We start from the raw sequence: 16,362 nt of genomic DNA, 5'->3' as shown, positions 1-16,362 counted from the left end.
CACTGTTTCAAATGCCGTAAACCTTTTTTGGGTTACGCAGGGCAGTCAGGGCCGCTTGGGTCACCTTCCGCTCTTTTGGGCATAGCGCTTATTGTTCACTAACCAGAAGTGTGATGTTAGTCAAAGGTTGCGTTTTTTCTAGCGTATTGTAACCGCAAGTAAACTCATTACTCTATTTATGGTTAATTTGAAATATTATGACCATCAAGTTCCGCAGAGTAATCATCACACTGATTGATTAATGCACGCTGATGCGCAGCGCCGCCGAGGTGGCAAAGGGCGCCAAAGTAAAACTTCCGGCCAGCATCGCACCTAAAATAGCCAGATATCCACCAATCGGCATCGCCATTGATGCCGCATCAATCGCACCGGTTGAAAAGATAAGCACTGGAATATAAAGCGGCAACACCAGCAAACTCAGCAACACCCCGCCCTTTCGCAGCCCAACGGTCAGCGCAACGCCGATAGCACCGATAAAACTCAGCGTGGGCGTGCCCAGCAGCAAGGTTAACGCCACCGCCTCCCAGGTTTTAAAATCCAGTGACAGCAGCAGCGCAATCAGCGGAGAAATAATTATCAGCGGCAACCCGGTGACCATCCAGTGCGCGCAGACTTTGGCAATGACCGTCAGAGTCAACGGCGCGGGCAACAGCAACAACTGTTCGAGCGAACCGTCGAGATAATCATCGCGAAAAAGCCGTTCAAGGGAGAGCAGCGAAGACAGCAGCGCCGCCACCCAGACGATGCCCGGCGCAATGCGCGCCAGCAGCGTAGGCTCAGGGCCGATGCCTAATGGAAATAAGGTTATTACGATCAAAAAAAACCACAGCGGGTTAATAATCTCGGCGCTTTTTCGAAAAGCAATTTTCAGTTCGCGGCGTAAAACTTTAATAAACATTAGGCTAGCTCTGCACTGGTGAGACGAATTTTACGCACTGCGCGACTCACGCCGGGTAAATCCTGATGGGTGGTTAATAACACCATGCCGCCGTGTTGGGCGTGATGTTCAAACAGTTCAATGAGCGCAGAGACGCCCTGCTTGTCGATGGCGGTCAGAGGTTCATCCAAAATCCACAGCGGCGCGCGGCTAATCCACAGCCTGGCCAGCGCGACGCGGCGCTGTTGGCCCGCAGAAAGCTGCGCCACTACCACGTCTTCATAACCTAGCAGGCCGACCTGCTCTAACGCATCGAAAATGGCATCCTGCGCCACTTGCCCTTTCTCCGACTGATAAAAAGCCAGATTCTCATAGGCCGTTAATACAGATTTAATGCCGGCATGATGACCCAGAAACAGTAAATTCTGATGAAAAATCTCTCGCTGACGGCGCGTGTTTTGACCTTGCCAAAGCACTTCGCCCTCATCAGCGGCGGAAAGCCCGGCTAAAATACGCAGCAGGCTGGTTTTACCGGCACCGTTCTGGCCTTCAATCTGGACTATCTCGCCCGGCTGGATGGTGAAACTTAAGCTGCTAAACAGGGTTCGCTCGTCACGAACACAACTGAGGTTAAGCGCTTCGAACATGGGCGAGTCTCTTATCTTACGGGGTGGCAATCATAACATAGGCCTTACAAACGCTGTAGGCTTTGGCTGCGGAGTTTGCATGCCATAAAAGGTTAAAAAAATAACCTATGCTTATTGAGTGATACAAAATGTAAACGCTGCGCTTTATCAGTAGTCAAAATTTTCCAAACGCTGGATTTACACTAAGGAGTCAGTGATGAGTCTCAATACCCACCGTGCAGATAAAAATAATGATAAAAACGGCCCCGACGTCGACAGCGAAGAAGATGATGACGGTAGCGAGATTGAGGTCGATGAAGAAAATCTGCCCTCGCGCGCCGCTGCCGTGCATGAGCAGATACGTATGGAAGGAGAGAAAGAGCTTGAGCGCGACGGCTTGGCGCTGATGTGGTCTGCGATCGCCGCAGGCTTGTCGATAAGCGCCTCGCTGGTTACCAAAGGCATTCTCCACGAACAGTTAGAAGACACCCCCGCCCGCTTCTTCCTCGAGAACCTCGGCTATACCGTCGGGTTTATTATTGTGATCATGGCCCGCCAACAGCTGTTTACTGAAAATACCGTCACCGCCGTTTTACCGGTAATGCACAAACCGACGCTGAAAAACTTCGGTATCCTGTTCCGCTTATGGGGCGTGGTGCTGGGTGGTAACCTGATTGGCGCCGCCTGCGCGTCGTTGGCATTTATCTATTTACCGCTGTTTGAACCTTCGATACTGCAGGCGTTTCACAGCATCAGCATGGAGGTGATGGAGAAAGATCCAAGTCAGATGTTTGTTGGCGGCGTGGTGTCCGGCTGGTTAATTGCAACCATGGTGTGGATGCTGCCCAGTGCGGGCGCGGCAAAAATTTGGGTAATACTGTTGATGACCTATCTGGTCGCCATCGGTAATCTGACCCACATCGTCGTAGGCTCGGTAGAAGTGTTGTATCTGGTGCTTTCCGGTGCAATACCTTTGCAGCATTTTCTGTGGCCTTTTGCACTGCCAACTCTCGCGGGCAACATCATCGGCGGCACATTTATATTCGCCCTGATCAGCCACGCTCAAATTAGAAATGATTTAAGTAACGAGCGTAAAAAAGCCCAAAAGGCACCTAAAGAGGGTCCAAAGTCAGTAAAGTGACGAAGTATTGAGCAAACAAACCCGCAATGCCTTATTTTTCAGATGAAAATGGGTATACTGTGCCGGCGCTGCCCCCGTGGCAGCGATGTCTCCTTAGTTAAACGGATATAACAAGCCCCTCCTAAGGGCTAGTTACAGGTTCGATTCCTGTAGGGGACACCATTTCAACCTTTCCATACCCTCCCTGAAGTAACAAAGTCCCTTTTTCAAGATACCCCCAATGACGTTGCCTCGCAGACAAGTCGATGCAGCAAAACCTAAGCATAAATCTTACAAGCTCGCTGAAAGTTGGGAAATCTCATAAGTGCCTGGAACTAAAACCGGTGTACTTACGGTATCACTTTGTATCTATAAAGTTATCCAGAAAAGTGACTCAAACACCCACACTGTCCGTTCTGTTGCTCCCCCACCCTTTGAAACAAAATCGAACAATTTTACCCACAAATTAGCCTGACCTATAGAGTATAGCCAATGCTATATTGAGTTTATAGAATAAAAACCACTCAACATTTACGGGCAAGTATTACAGGGGCGGGAACGACTATGCACGAGATGAAGCACTCTTCCTCACTGACCGAGAGGACGAATACGGCCATTGGGCAAGCCTTAGACGGACGTAAGCGCGGCATGATGACGCCGCTGCTGTTTGCCGGCCCAGCGGTTATTGCGTCGATTGCCTATATGGATCCGGGTAATTTTGCGACCAATATTCAGGCGGGTTCGCGTTATGGCTACTCCCTCCTGTGGGTGGTGGTGATGGCGAACCTGATTGCGATGCTTTTTCAGGCGTTGTCGGCCAAGCTGGGGATTGTCACCAATAAGAATCTGGCCGAGATGTGCCGTGAACAATTTCCGAAACCGGTGGTTTGGGGCATGTGGATCGTAAGTGAGATTGCCGCAATGGCCACCGATCTTGCAGAGTTCTTGGGCGGTGCCATCGCGCTTTCATTACTGTTTGGTATGCCTTTATTGGTGGGGATGGGTATTACTGCCGTTATTACCTATGTATTACTCATGGTTGAGAGACGTGGATTCCGCCCGCTTGAGTTAATGATCGGCGGCTTGGTTGCCATTATTGCCCTGTGTTATCTGGTCGAGATGTTTATTGTTCCGGTGAACTGGGCCGAGGCGGGAATGGGTATGATCATGCCCCAGCTACCCGATGCGCAGGCGCTGACTATTTCGGTAGGAATAATTGGTGCGACGGTAATGCCGCATGCTATTTTTCTGCATTCTGGGCTTACTCAGAATCGTACTGAAGTTAAGAATCAGAAGGAACGAAGAAAGCTGCTGCGATTTTCTAATATCGAGGTCATTATTGCCCTCAGCGTGGCCGGTCTGGTGAATATAGCAATGGTCATTATGGCATCGAGTGCGTTTCACAGCGGCCACAGCGATGTCGCGGAAATAGAAACTGCCTACCACACGTTGACGCCACTGCTTGGTATTGGCGCGGCGGGGGTATTTCTGCTTTCTCTTATCGCCTCCGGGATATCAAGCTCAGTAGTCGGCACGATGGCCGGTCAAATGATCATGCAAGGGTTTGTTGGCTTCCGAATTCCGGTGTGGGTGCGTCGTCTGGTGACTATGATCCCCGCCTTTATTGTGGTGGCGATGGATGTGAATGCCACCGACGCGCTGGTTTATAGTCAGGTCGTGCTGAGTCTTGCCCTGCCCGCGCCAATGATAGCCTTAGTCATGTTTACCCGCCGCCGCGATATAATGGGTGAGTTTGTAAACAGCAGAACAACAGTCGTTATCTCTATCATCGGCACCGTTATTATCTTGGCGCTTAATATTGTGCTGCTATTACAAACCTTTGGTGTGAACATTATGGCTTGATGGAGTTTCTGCGGTGCCATCAGTGCGGCCACAGTGCGAGAATATCCTTGCCAGAGGCATCAAAAATATTATATTAGGAATAATCCTAAGCAGTTTCAACCCGTGGAACTGCTTAACAGGATAACTAATTATAATTGCCTCCATAAGGATAATTGATGCAACTTCCATTAGTTCTAAATTCCTTCTATCGCCTAATGGCGCAAAACACCCCCGAAATTATCAAGCCTAAACTGCGCGGTCTTTACAACGGCATTAACAAAATCGCCACTTATGGTTTCAAAAATAGAGATATTTTTACCGCGATTGATTTTGAGATTAATTCTCAATGCAATCTCAAATGCAGCTATTGCCCAACTTCATTTGATGGCGGTCGCGGCGTTAACTACATGCCAGAGGCGATTTTTCGTAAAGCGGTAGACGATTTATCTGCCATTAAATATTCAGGCCGATTGTCTCCCCACTTTTTTGGTGAGCCGCTGATGGATAAACGGCTGCCAGAGCTTATGGCTTACGCCCACGCTAAGCTGCCTCATGCGCAAATCGTCATACATACCAATGGCATACTGCTTAATTATGAGATGTATAAGAAGCTGGTAGACTCAGGCGTTACCGGATTTCTGGTGACTCAGCACACCAAAAATTTCCCCAAGTCATTCACCTCAATTATGAAAGATAATCCGGAAACGCTGAATGTCATTAAGGTGCGCAATCTCGAGGGCCTGGCGCTTTTCAATCGTGCAGGAACGGTTAAGCCGCCTATAGCGCGTAAAATGAAATCGTGCCACTACGTCTCGGATGAAATTTCAATTACTTATACCGGGGAGGTAGTGTGTACCAATGATTTCCACGTTAAACACAGCTTTGGCAATGTGCTTAATAACAATTTGTTAGATATTTGGGGCAGCGAGTGGTTTAAACAAATCCGCAAAGAGGTGAGAAAAGGTAAATTCACTTTAGATATGTGTAGAAAATGTGCCCTTCACGAAGAGTAAAAACACACAGTTAACGCAGAAGTCTTGCGGCAGTTGATTAATAAAAGGTTAGTATAATAAGAATAGGCCATAGTCAACGAAGCCTATTCTTAAAATTAGTAGCCAATATTTTAGGACATATTAGGACTTTAATAAATAGCCACCAGGCAATGCTTAGCTATCGTTAATACATTACCTAATATTTAAAGAGGAAGATTAAAACAGCGTGATTTATTGCAGCATTATATTTGCTTGCCAATTTCCGCAGCGGCACGAACCAGTACGCGGCGAACAACGGGTCTAATATCTGCAGTTACATCACCGTTGATTTTTTCATGAACCCAACCCGAATAACCCTCGTTAACCCTGTAATGCGCACTTGCGTACTGATGGGGATCGAGACCGTTTTCATAGGTACGGAGTTCCAGCCCAAGCGTCTTTTTAAGCTCAAACGCTTCAACGTCACTCTCTAGCGGATTCCATTCACTTTCAACTTCCTTCCCTAGGCTGCTGCAATATGCCAATTTGGCAAGTCTCATTAACTCTCTATTAGCCATAATATTAACTCTTAACTTTGTTTTATTGAGAACCCTGTTTTCGAGGGTGAGACGATCCTATCATTTAAAGCGCCAGATTTCAGCTCAGCGGACTAGGACTCGGCTGAAAGTTATAGATAACTTGATTAGCAATCACATCCCGGGGTCATAAAAACACAAAATAACTCAATGAAAAATAATAATTTTTTATAAAAAAACGATCGAATTGATACCCGCACAAAAATTGTAACTATTCATCACCTTGTATGCTAACAGGATTGCTAACAATTACGGTAGAGAGATTAGTTTTTTTAAAATGAGAAATTTTACGCTTTTTAAATCCAGAGAGCCTGCATTTTACGAGGCTTAGAGGGGATAAACATCTACGTATTTATAGAGTTACGTTATATTTTAGTATGGAATATTTTTAAAAAATGGTTATGATAGCGTGCTCAGGCACTGATTATAAAATGCACATTGTTTGTTCGCAGGCAAGATTTAATAATATTCCTATGTCATAAAAAATTCCTCATACCGCATCTTTTTTAATTTATCTTAGCTTGCATACTATTTTTACTACTTACTATATCACACAACTGTTTGGTAACATTATATGGACAAAGAGTTAACTCCAGACCTCGAGACCTGTCCTTTTTGCGATAACGAATTAAGCGAAGAAGACCCCTGCCATTGCATGAAATGTGGCGCAGAGATGATGAAGGCGCATATTAATAGAGCACATAAGAAACGAATTCTGTTTCTACGTACTATTTTGTTGATCGTTTCCTCGCTGGCTTTTGCTTATTTCTACCCGCTTTGGGATGGGAGTGCACTATTAATTGCCTCATTTTGTTTGGCAATTACATTTTCTTTACTATTTCCTTACGCGTATTTTAAAGTCAGGAGTCGAAATAATAACGTATGGATAAGAAGACCACTGAACTGGTAAGTTATCCATAACGTGAAAAGCCCGGTTTTAGACCGGGCTTTTCTATGCGCCATGGGTTGTTTTAAGCCAATTAGCGCCAACCGAGGGCGGGCGCAATATGAGTAAGAATAGACTCGATGACGTGCGCGTTATAATCAACGCCTAGCTGGTTAGGTACGGTAAGCAATAGCGTATCCGCTTCGGCAATCGCCTGATCCTCTTTCAGCTGCTCAATCAATTTTTCAGGCTCTGCGGCATAGCTGCGACCGAAAATAGACCGATTATTCTCTTCAAGAAAGCCGATTTTATCACCTTCCTGACCGCTTCTTCCAAAATAGGCCCGATCCAGGTCATTAACCAAGGCAAAAATGCTGCGGCTTACCGATACGCGCGGAGCACGGGCATGACCGCTTTCCTTCCACGCGGCACGATAGGCGCGGATCTGACGGGCCTGTTGAACGTGGAAAGGTTCGCCGGTTTCGTCATCTTTTAGCGTAGAACATTGCAGGTTCATGCCGAGCTTGGCGGCCCAGGCGGCGGTAGAATTGGAGCCTGCGCCCCACCAGATACGTTCGCGCAATCCTTCAGAATGCGGCTCAAGTCGCAGCAATCCAGGAGGATTCTGGAACATCGGCTGCGGGTTTGGTTCGGCAAAGCCTTCACCTTTGAGTACCTCGAGGAATGCCGTTGTGTGGCGACGCGCCATGTCGGCCTCCGTTTCCCCTTCGGCTGGCTGATAGCCGAAATAGCGCCACCCGTCGATAACCTGTTCAGGCGAACCCCGGCTAATACCAAGCTGCAAACGACCGCCGGAGATAAGGTCAGCGGCGCTGGCATCTTCCGCCATATACAGCGGATTTTCATAGCGCATGTCGATAACGCCCGTACCGATTTCGATGCTTTTCGTTCTCGCACCCACTGCGGCAAGCAGCGGAAAAGGTGAGCTTAGCTGACGTGCGAAATGGTGTACTCGAAAATAAGCGCCGTCGGCACCCAGCTCTTCTGCCGCAACGGCCAGATCGATAGATTGCAACAGAACGTCAGCAGCAGAACGCGTCCCCGACTGCGGTGAGGGTGTCCAGTGGCCAAAAGACAAAAATCCAATCTTTTTCATAATACGTGTGTCCCGTTATTTCGAATAAATAATATGCTGTTCACATCATATAACATCGGTCACACACGAACAGTGGCAGGACATGGCATGATTATTGAATATTTTTGATGGAATAATTCCAATAACTTGAACGATGAAAATAAAAAAAGAGCGCAAAAGCGCTCTTTCGGAAACTCATATAAAGCAAAACCGAGTATTATCGATTCAGTAATTCGCGCTCAATACGTTCACGCGTGGCGACGGCCTGTAACGGCATTTTTTCAGGATAGCCGAATAAAGAGGTAGTAATAATTGACTCACCGCCGACTTTAAATTTGCGGTTGGCAAAGTCCATTTGGCGCAAACTCTCAAACAGCGCGTCAAAATTTACCTCCCCCTCTCCAATGCCGACGTGCTGATGAACCACCGCATCCACGCCCGGCGGGTTGACGATATAGCGGCAGTGTTTCGTGTGATTCATGGTGTCAGCGATTAACACGTGCGACAGGTCATCACCGGCATAATCAAGCATGCTCGCCACGTCGCCTTTCCCTTTGTCATAAAAGAAAGTGTGCGGGACACTGTAAAGATATTTAACGTGATCGCTGCGCAGGGATTTCACCAGATCCGCCGTTTCATTGTTTTCTTCGCAGAAATCCCAAGGATGAGACTGAATCTCCAGGCGGATCCCTTCACGCTCAATGATAGGCAGCAGTTCTTCCATCGACTGATACCAGCGCTCCTCGCAGATTTCCGGTTGATTAGGATCACCAGAAAGTTCGGTGTTGATCACCTCAACACCCATATCCACTGCTATCTCGATCATTCTTTTCCAATTACGCACTGCGGCAATCCGGCGATCGTTATCCGGACCCGACCAGCGATAGACCACAATAAACGACGAGATTTCAACGCCATACTGTTTCAATGCGCGCTTGTACTCATTCATTACATCCAGTCCGGCTTTAGGATGTTTATAAAACGGATTGATACGCGGATGAGGCGACTGTTCGATATATTTATAACCCCATTCAGAAACCTGCCTTACCATTTCGGTAATGCTTCTATCTCTGATAACGTCCACATCAAAGGCAATTTTCATTTCCAGCTCCGAACTTATTTCCAGTGTAATCAGCAACCTGTCTTACAGCAGGCGAAATTAATATTCACGGGCCTTATCGATATTGTCTCGCAGCATCTGCGCGACTTTGTCAACGGACTCGCTCTCGGAAACCATCGCGCCGCCGACTCGCCACCAGCTGAAATACTTGTGGATCATCGTTTTTGGCAACACTTTGATGTCGATAAGCGTGGATACGGTCTGACGTTTAGCCTCGGCCAGAGCCTCATGCAGCTGTTCCAGAGTGGTGACTGAATAGGTTTTGCAGCCGTAACCCTCGGCAATTTTGGCAAAATTGACGGGAACAAAACCGCCGTCGAGCTTGGCGCTCGCCTCTTTACGGAAACGGAATTCGGTAAAGAAGCTGTCCATACCATGTTCCATCTGCAGGTTATTGATGCAGCCATTGGTCATGTTATCGAGCAGTATCACGTTGATTTTGCAGTGTTCCTGAATCGAGGTCACCAATTCTGAGTGCAGCATCATAAATGAGCCGTCCCCTACCAATGCATAAACTTCGCGCTCGGGTTCGGCCATTTTAACGCCGAGGGCCGCATTCACTTCGTAGCCCATGCAGGAGTAGCCGTACTCAACGTGATAACCATTAGTGTCGGTAGTGCGCCAGACTCTTTGCAGGTCGCCCGGCAAACTGCCGGCCGCCGCGACTATCACGGCGTTCTTTGGAATTGAGCTATTTAAGGTGCCCAGTACGCGGCTTTGGGTCAGCAAAGAACCGGTCAGTTTTTCAAATTCGGCATAGACCGCTTTTCTGTCGAGGTGGTCGTCGATTTCTGGAATAAAATCTTCACCGCTGTACTCAACCTGATAAACACGCTGGGTTTCGGCAATCAGCTGTTCGCGTACATCGGCAATTTTATGACCCCAGCTCGCGCGGAACTCACTGCCCTGTAGCGCGTTATCAAGAGCTTCCAGGCCGGCTCGCGCATCCGCAATCACCTGCACGGCGTCGAGTTTGAAGGCATCGAAGCGGTTAACGTTGATATTTAGAAATGACACCTCAGGATTTTGGAATATCCATTTCGACGAGCTGGTGAAATCAGTATATCGCGTGCCGATGCCTATAATGAGGTCGGCCTCTTTGGCCAACTGATTAGCAGCCAAGGTTCCCGTTTCACCAATACCCCCCAGGTTCAGCGCATGCTCGGAGGTCAACGTTCCTTTTCCTGCCTGAGTTTCAGCAAAAGGGATACCGTAAGCTTCGGCAAATTTTTGCAGTGCAGCACCGGCCTGGGAATACTTCGCCCCACCGCCGCAGACGATCAGTGGTTTGCGTTTACCCTTAATTAGGGCCAAAGCATCGGCCAATGCGCCCGCAGTGACCGGTTGTCGTTCAATGCGGTGGACGCGTTTTTGGAAGAAATAGTCTGGATAATCATAAGCCTCTCCCTGTACGTCCTGTGGTAAACAGAGCGTAACTGCGCCGGTTTCAGCAGGGTCGGTCAGTACACGCATTGCGCTGATACAGGCAGTCATCAGTTGTTCAGGACGCACGATGCGGTCCCAATATTTACTGACAGTGCGGAAGGCGTCGTTGGTGCTGATGCTCAAGTCATAACTTTGTTCTATCTGTTGTAAAACAGGATCGGGCTGGCGTGAGGCAAAAACGTCGCCTGGCAGCAGTAATAATGGAATACGGTTGGCGGTTGCGGTTGCCGCAGCGGTTAACATATTGGCCGCGCCTGGTCCTACTGAAGAAGAGCAGGCATAGATTTGCTGACGCAGTTTTTGTTTTGCATAGCCGGTGGCGGCATGTGCCATCCCCTGCTCATTACGTCCTTGATGAACAATGAGTTTTCCACTGTCTTGTTCCAGAGCCTGTCCCAGCCCCAGGACATTGCCATGCCCGAAAATGGCAAAAATCCCGGTAACAAACTTAATTTCTTCACCGTCTACATTAACAAACTGTTGGTCCAGAAAACGGACCAGAGCCTGAGCCATGGTTAATCTGATCTTCTTCATCTTCCATTCCTTGCGGTTAACGTCGTCACCGTGGTGATGTTTTCATTAAAAATGATATGAAAAGATTATAAAGATTTTAGTGAGCAGTGAAATGAAAAAACCGAATAGGTTTTTCAATTTGGGAGCGGCATCAAATAAATAAAACAAATAGACCGAAAATTGCAACGAGCAGAACTGAAGGGATTTTACTGATAAAGTAGACTTTCATTAAATAACTTTATGTATTTAAAGGATTTAACAGAAAAACACCTAACAAAAACAGAAACAGAAAATATAATTATAATTTTCATAAAGCATTTAAATGAAATTAATTATCCATTGGCTAGGGTTATGCCCGATTTATCATTCTGCCCTTCTGGTTTTAGTCAGAAGGGCACAAATAAAATTTAATATTATTCAATAATTTAGCGTCACCCGTGAGCAATTTGCTGTTTGCTTTTAAAGCCCACCATGAACAGCATGATTGCCCCCACCAGCAGTACCATATCTGCAACGTTAAACACGCCGGTATGCAAACTGCCCGCACTAACGTTCATAAAATCAACCACATAACCGCCATAAACAATACGATCCAGCAAGTTGCTAATGCCACCCGAGAACACCATCGTCAATGAGGCCACAGTGATTGCATCCGCACGTTTGTTAAACAGGGTATAAAGCAGTAACGCCAGTAAAAAAGCGCCGATCCCGACAATCATCAGACCGTAACGCAGGTTGGCGGGCAAGGTGCCGCCCAGCCCCAGAAACGTGCCAGTATTGTGGGTTAGTAATAATTTAATGCTGCCACCGAGGTATTCTCGTACCGAATCCATCGACAGCGTTGTTTTCGCAATCGTTTTGGTAATTTGATCAACACCAACACACAGTGCAAAAACGACAATCATCAGGCCAAGCCGTTTACTAAACTTCATGATTTACACCAAGGTAGGAAAAGTTATTCCAAGTATAACCAGCCATGATGGCCTCAGCCAGACAACAAATGCCCACGCAATAGCCGGTAACCTTTTACGTCTTATCATTACCCTACAATAAAATGACCTGACAAAAATCGACACCAGCCTGACCGTTATGCGCCCTGCGTCATAAAAATAAATATTCCAATAAAAAATATTTGAAATTTAAATTCCGAATGATTACATTCAAATGGACGTTACGGCCATTCTTTTCATTAAGAATCTCATATCGGTCACTCCCCATGAAGGCGTTTCCTGAAGACGGTGCGGTCGTCACGTTACACGGAGGGCTTAGAAATAAAATGTACCTCAAAGAGCGGGCGTAACTCGTCTCGGCAACGGCAGCGCTTCCTGTAGGTGCCGAGGTTACACCGAAAAACGCCGGCTCTTTGGAGGTGCGGCCTTTACGACAAGGACGTCGTAACGGTTTTACTTGGTCAATGTCGTTATTTTATGCGCATTTTTTAAAGCCAGTGACATCATCAGGGTCTGCGCCAGGCACATGGAGGCGATCTGCGATCGGAAACCGTCAACCTGGGCCTCACGAACGATGAAACATACTTCACTAAAGGCGGTAAGCGGACTGACCAGACTGTCGGTAATCGCTATCTGCTTAGCCCCCTGCGCGGCCCCCATTGATACTAAGTCCACCACTTCCTGCGCGTAAGGTGAATTACTTATCGAGATAACCACATCAGTCGGACGAACCATATTCAACTGTTCGGTAAACATGCCGCCCAGCCCGTCGATCAGAAAAGTGCGACGTTCAAGATGGCGAAATGCGTAGGTCAGGTAAGCGGCAATACTGAATGAGCGGCGAAAACCAATGACGTAAATATTCTCGGCCTCATCCAGCAGCTTAACGGCACGCTCAAGATCATCAGCTTTGATTTGGCCGCTTAACTGCTGCAGCGCCTGCTCGTTGACCATGCTGAATACTTTGAGTATTTCGGCAGGCGTTTCAGGCGCACCGGGATCGTCACTCGCCGTTTGACGCGACAGACTGGCACGCTCGGCATAGTTTACCGTACCTTCCATCAGGTGCTGACGAAACACCTGCTTCATCTCGTTGAAACCATCAAAGCCATAATTATTGGCAAATCGAATTAGCGTCGAGGGCGGAACGTCGGCTTTATCGGCAATAGAAGCGATAGTTTCGAAAGGAATGGTGTTGCCGTTATCCAGAATATAACGGGCAACCTGCTTGAGCCTCTTGCTCAAAGAATCATAACTGGTGCGAATTTGTTCTTGCAGCTGCGCGAGTTGTGATGGAGTAGCCATAATTATCAGATGTACCTTAAGTCAAACTATCATGGCAGCTAGGGAGCCCCTCTCTGCGCCAACCTCATGTCTTTATAAGGGTAAGTTTACCCTTTTCAATGAGTGACAAATAGGACTCAGATCAGAAAACCTAAAACACTCGATGATAAACAAGCAGTTAAGCTGAAAAGCGTTTATTTGCCCGGCATCATGCGTTTGAAGGTGTCATCTTTAATGAAATAGTGGTGAAACAGCGCGGCAAGCGCGTGCAGACCCACCAGATAATACCCTACCGTTGCCACCAGTTCATGGGTGTCTCTTAACACCGGACGTAGCTCGGGACGAGGGGTAATAAACTGCGGAACTTCCCATCCAAACAGGAAAATGGCGCGACCGGCAAACATCACGGTCAAAAAACCCAGCGTTGGCAAGGCGAGAAAAAGCAGATACAGCGCCCAGTGGGTAAGCGTTGCGACGTGTGCCTGCCAGCGCGGCAGTGGCGGGACGATCGGCGGTGTGCGAAAACGATGGCGCAGGATGATACGAATTAGCACCAGCGCCCATACGGTCAATCCAAAGTTGTAATGCAGTTGACGCACCAGTAAACGGTATTCATCGGGAAAATAGTCTCTTCCGAGCATCACGCTGTAAGCGAGAATTATCATCAACAACGTCAGCCAATGCAGGCTAATCTGCAACAAAGAGTAGCGGTTTTTCATCTATTTTCCCTATACGCGCAAAGAGTTACAAAATACGTCAGTCTCTGTAGAAATAATAGCGCCAAATTAAGGGGTATTTATGAAAAAACGATTATTTACGCCGCGTTCATGACGAAAAAAAACCGGGCGATTAATGGCCCGGTTTTAATACTCTGCGCCGTTGGTGCTTACACCTCGTCGCTAAGCGATTTCTTATCCTGACTCACCGCATCGGCGGTGATTTTCTTCTGCGGGATCAGGCCATCGGCGCGGAACATGGCTTTAATCCCGCGCACCGCCTGACGAATACGATCCTGATTTTCAATCAAAGCAAAGCGCACGTGGGTGTCGCCATAGTCACCGAATCCCACGCCCGGCGAGACGCAAACTTTGGCGTCGGCAAGCAAGCGTTTGGCAAACTCCAGCGAGCCTAAATGGGCATAGGCATCGGGAATTTTGGCCCAAACGTACATTGACGCCTTGGGATTATCAACCATCCAACCGGCCTCATGCAGCCCACGAACCAGCACATTGCGGCGCTGACGATACTGTTCTGCAATGTCTTTAACACACTGCTGGTCCCCCTCAAGGGCCGCAATAGCTGCCACTTGCAACGGCGTAAACGTGCCGTAGTCGTGATAGCTTTTAATACGCGCCAGGGCATTCACCAGCTCTTCGTTGCCGACCATAAAGCCAATGCGCCAACCGGCCATATTGTAGCTTTTCGACAAGGTGAAGAATTCAACCGCGATATCTTTTGCGCCTGGAACCTGCATAATCGACGGCGCTTTCCAACCGTCATAAACGATATCGGCATAGGCCAAGTCGTGGATAACCATCACATTATACTGCTTGGCCAACGCGACAACCCGCTCGAAAAAGTCCAGCTCCACGCATTGCGCAGTCGGGTTGGACGGGAAGCCTAAAATCATCATTTTTGGACGAGGAATACTTTCTTTGATTGCGCGCTCAAGCTCGCCGAAGAAGTCCACCCCTTCGACCAGCGGCACGGAACGCACCTGCGCCCCAGCAATGACCGCGCCGTAAATATGAATGGGATAGCTAGGATTGGGCACCAGCACCGTATCGCCGTGGTCTAAGGTAGCCAGCATCAGGTGAGCCAGGCCCTCTTTAGAACCGATGGTCACAATCGCTTCACTTTCAGGGTCGATATCAACCTGGTAACGATCGGCATACCAGCGAGAAATGGCACGACGCAGGCGAGGAATACCGCGTGAGGTCGAATAGCCGTGCGTGTCTTCACGTTGGGCAACGGTAACCAGTTTCTCGACAATGTGCGGCGGCGTTGGGCCATCCGGATTACCCATGCTGAAATCAATAATATCTTCGCCGCGACGTCGCGCAGCCATTTTTAATTCAGCGGTAATGTTGAAAACATAAGGGGGAAGACGATCGATACGTGTGAAACGACGTTTAGGACTGGATTCAGCCATGATTTCCTCGATTAACGTTAGCGCCCGGACCCTCCGAGCGACGCTGGTCTGTTTTTTCTGCCATTGAGGGCAGCCGCCACAGACCGATAAATCAACATATCGCAGTGTTCAAAAACTGTCGATAGATTAATCTAATTTATTTTCAGGCGCGGCTGCGGGCGCATTGTCCGTTTTGAGTAATCCCAGTACCCAGTCATTTTTCCATTCAGCGCCCAGCCGATAACTTTCGCGCAGACAGCCTTCAAGTTGAAAACCGCACTTCTCCAGTAGGCCACGCGAGGCCATATTGCCTTCCAGTACGTTGGCCTGAAGCCGGTGAAATCCACACACCTCAAAGGCGTACTTCACCACTTCGCGCAGAGACTCCTCACCGTAACCTTTGCCCTGATATTCAGGCAGTAACATAAAGCCGACCTCTGCTTGCTTATAAGGTTTCCAGTCGGGGAAGAATCCAGTCAGCCCGATCGCGACACCGGTTTCCCGCTCGCGAATCACCATACACAGCCAAAAGTCGGCATATTTGTCCCAGCGGCCCAAACGTTGGTCAAAACGGTGGCGGATCTCACCGGATATCTCGATATCATTGATGAATCTCATCACCGCAGGGTCCTGATGCAGGGTTAAAAAAAGCGGCCAATCTTCACGCGCAATCGACTTCATGGTCAGTCTTGGCGTAGTCAGCAAAATCATGCTGCTTCTCCTTGTTTATACGGATTATTTTTTCTGAAAAGAGGAAACCAGTGCGTCATTAACCCTGACCGTTTAGAACACTTTATTGAGATGAATCAGCTTATTGTAGATTAACCACGCTGTGTATAGCGTGCGCCAGTTCATTTCCTTATAATCATCACTACGCCCGCACCCACCGAGAGTCTGCTGTGCA

Annotated in this window: 14 protein-coding genes and 1 tRNA gene; 4 read left to right on the top strand and 11 right to left on the bottom strand. The window is 48.0% G+C overall.

Annotated features, from left to right (window positions below; all coding sequences use genetic code 11):
* Positions 1-238: 238 nt before the first annotated feature.
* Entirely contained in the window at positions 239-898 is a 660-nt protein-coding gene (gene ccmB / locus GA565_RS07535; RefSeq protein WP_152197964.1) for a heme exporter protein CcmB, read from the bottom strand.
* The gene (ccmA, locus tag GA565_RS07530; protein ID WP_152197963.1) at positions 898-1,524 is read right to left on the bottom strand and encodes a cytochrome c biogenesis heme-transporting ATPase CcmA; all 627 of its coding nucleotides are present in this window, start codon (positions 1,522-1,524) and stop codon (positions 898-900) included. Before ccmA ends, ccmB begins: the two co-directional genes overlap by 1 nt.
* A gap of 196 nt (positions 1,525-1,720) precedes the next feature.
* On the opposite strand from ccmA, the gene GA565_RS07525 reads away from it, so the two are divergent.
* The 4 genes from GA565_RS07525 to GA565_RS07510 all read left to right on the top strand — a co-directional run bounded on the left by GA565_RS07525 (position 1,721) and on the right by GA565_RS07510 (position 5,478).
* Positions 1,721-2,644: a formate/nitrite transporter family protein gene (locus GA565_RS07525; protein WP_152197962.1), complete on the top strand. Its 924-nt coding sequence runs from the start codon at positions 1,721-1,723 to the stop codon at positions 2,642-2,644.
* A gap of 87 nt (positions 2,645-2,731) precedes the next feature.
* Positions 2,732-2,806 (top strand) — tRNA-Arg (locus GA565_RS07520).
* Positions 2,807-3,187: 381 nt separating this feature from the next.
* Positions 3,188-4,486 (top strand): Nramp family divalent metal transporter, encoded by a 1,299-nt coding sequence (locus tag GA565_RS07515; protein ID WP_152197961.1) that lies wholly within the window; start codon positions 3,188-3,190, stop codon positions 4,484-4,486.
* A 155-nt stretch (positions 4,487-4,641) separates the two neighbouring features.
* Complete coding sequence (locus tag GA565_RS07510; protein ID WP_152197960.1) at positions 4,642-5,478, top strand: radical SAM/SPASM domain-containing protein; 837 nt, start codon at positions 4,642-4,644, stop codon at positions 5,476-5,478.
* A 221-nt stretch (positions 5,479-5,699) separates the two neighbouring features.
* Here the strand turns inward: GA565_RS07510 and GA565_RS07505 are convergent, their stop codons facing one another.
* The 9 genes from GA565_RS07505 to GA565_RS07465 form a co-directional block, all read right to left on the bottom strand.
* Positions 5,700-5,996, bottom strand: a complete 297-nt coding sequence (locus GA565_RS07505) for a hypothetical protein (RefSeq protein ID WP_152197959.1) — start codon at positions 5,994-5,996, stop codon at positions 5,700-5,702.
* A gap of 1,016 nt (positions 5,997-7,012) precedes the next feature.
* Positions 7,013-8,035, bottom strand: a complete 1,023-nt coding sequence (locus GA565_RS07500; protein WP_152197958.1) for an LLM class flavin-dependent oxidoreductase — start codon at positions 8,033-8,035, stop codon at positions 7,013-7,015.
* A 196-nt stretch (positions 8,036-8,231) separates the two neighbouring features.
* Positions 8,232-9,116 (bottom strand): sugar phosphate isomerase/epimerase family protein, encoded by an 885-nt coding sequence (locus GA565_RS07495; protein ID WP_152197957.1) that lies wholly within the window; start codon positions 9,114-9,116, stop codon positions 8,232-8,234.
* 57 nt (positions 9,117-9,173) lie between these two features.
* Positions 9,174-11,114 carry a 3D-(3,5/4)-trihydroxycyclohexane-1,2-dione acylhydrolase (decyclizing) gene (gene iolD / locus GA565_RS07490; RefSeq protein WP_152197956.1) on the bottom strand — a complete coding sequence of 647 codons (1,941 nt, stop codon included), beginning with the start codon at positions 11,112-11,114 and terminating at the stop codon, positions 9,174-9,176.
* A gap of 410 nt (positions 11,115-11,524) precedes the next feature.
* Complete coding sequence (gene lspA / locus GA565_RS07485; RefSeq protein WP_152197955.1) at positions 11,525-12,025, bottom strand: signal peptidase II; 501 nt, start codon at positions 12,023-12,025, stop codon at positions 11,525-11,527.
* 471 nt (positions 12,026-12,496) lie between these two features.
* Positions 12,497-13,348 carry a MurR/RpiR family transcriptional regulator gene (locus GA565_RS07480; RefSeq protein ID WP_152197954.1) on the bottom strand — a complete coding sequence of 284 codons (852 nt, stop codon included), beginning with the start codon at positions 13,346-13,348 and terminating at the stop codon, positions 12,497-12,499.
* A gap of 173 nt (positions 13,349-13,521) precedes the next feature.
* Entirely contained in the window at positions 13,522-14,046 is a 525-nt protein-coding gene (locus GA565_RS07475; protein WP_152197953.1) for a cytochrome b, read from the bottom strand.
* A gap of 167 nt (positions 14,047-14,213) precedes the next feature.
* Positions 14,214-15,479, bottom strand: coding sequence for an alanine transaminase (gene alaC, locus GA565_RS07470; RefSeq protein WP_152197952.1), 1,266 nt, complete (start codon positions 15,477-15,479; stop codon positions 14,214-14,216).
* 126 nt (positions 15,480-15,605) lie between these two features.
* Complete coding sequence (locus GA565_RS07465; RefSeq protein WP_152197951.1) at positions 15,606-16,169, bottom strand: GNAT family N-acetyltransferase; 564 nt, start codon at positions 16,167-16,169, stop codon at positions 15,606-15,608.
* Positions 16,170-16,362: the final 193 nt, after the last annotated feature.

The organism is Rouxiella sp. S1S-2 (assembly GCF_009208105.1).
Classification (GTDB): Bacteria; Pseudomonadota; Gammaproteobacteria; order Enterobacterales; family Enterobacteriaceae; genus Rouxiella.
This window is presented reverse-complemented; position numbering and strand designations above follow the sequence as displayed.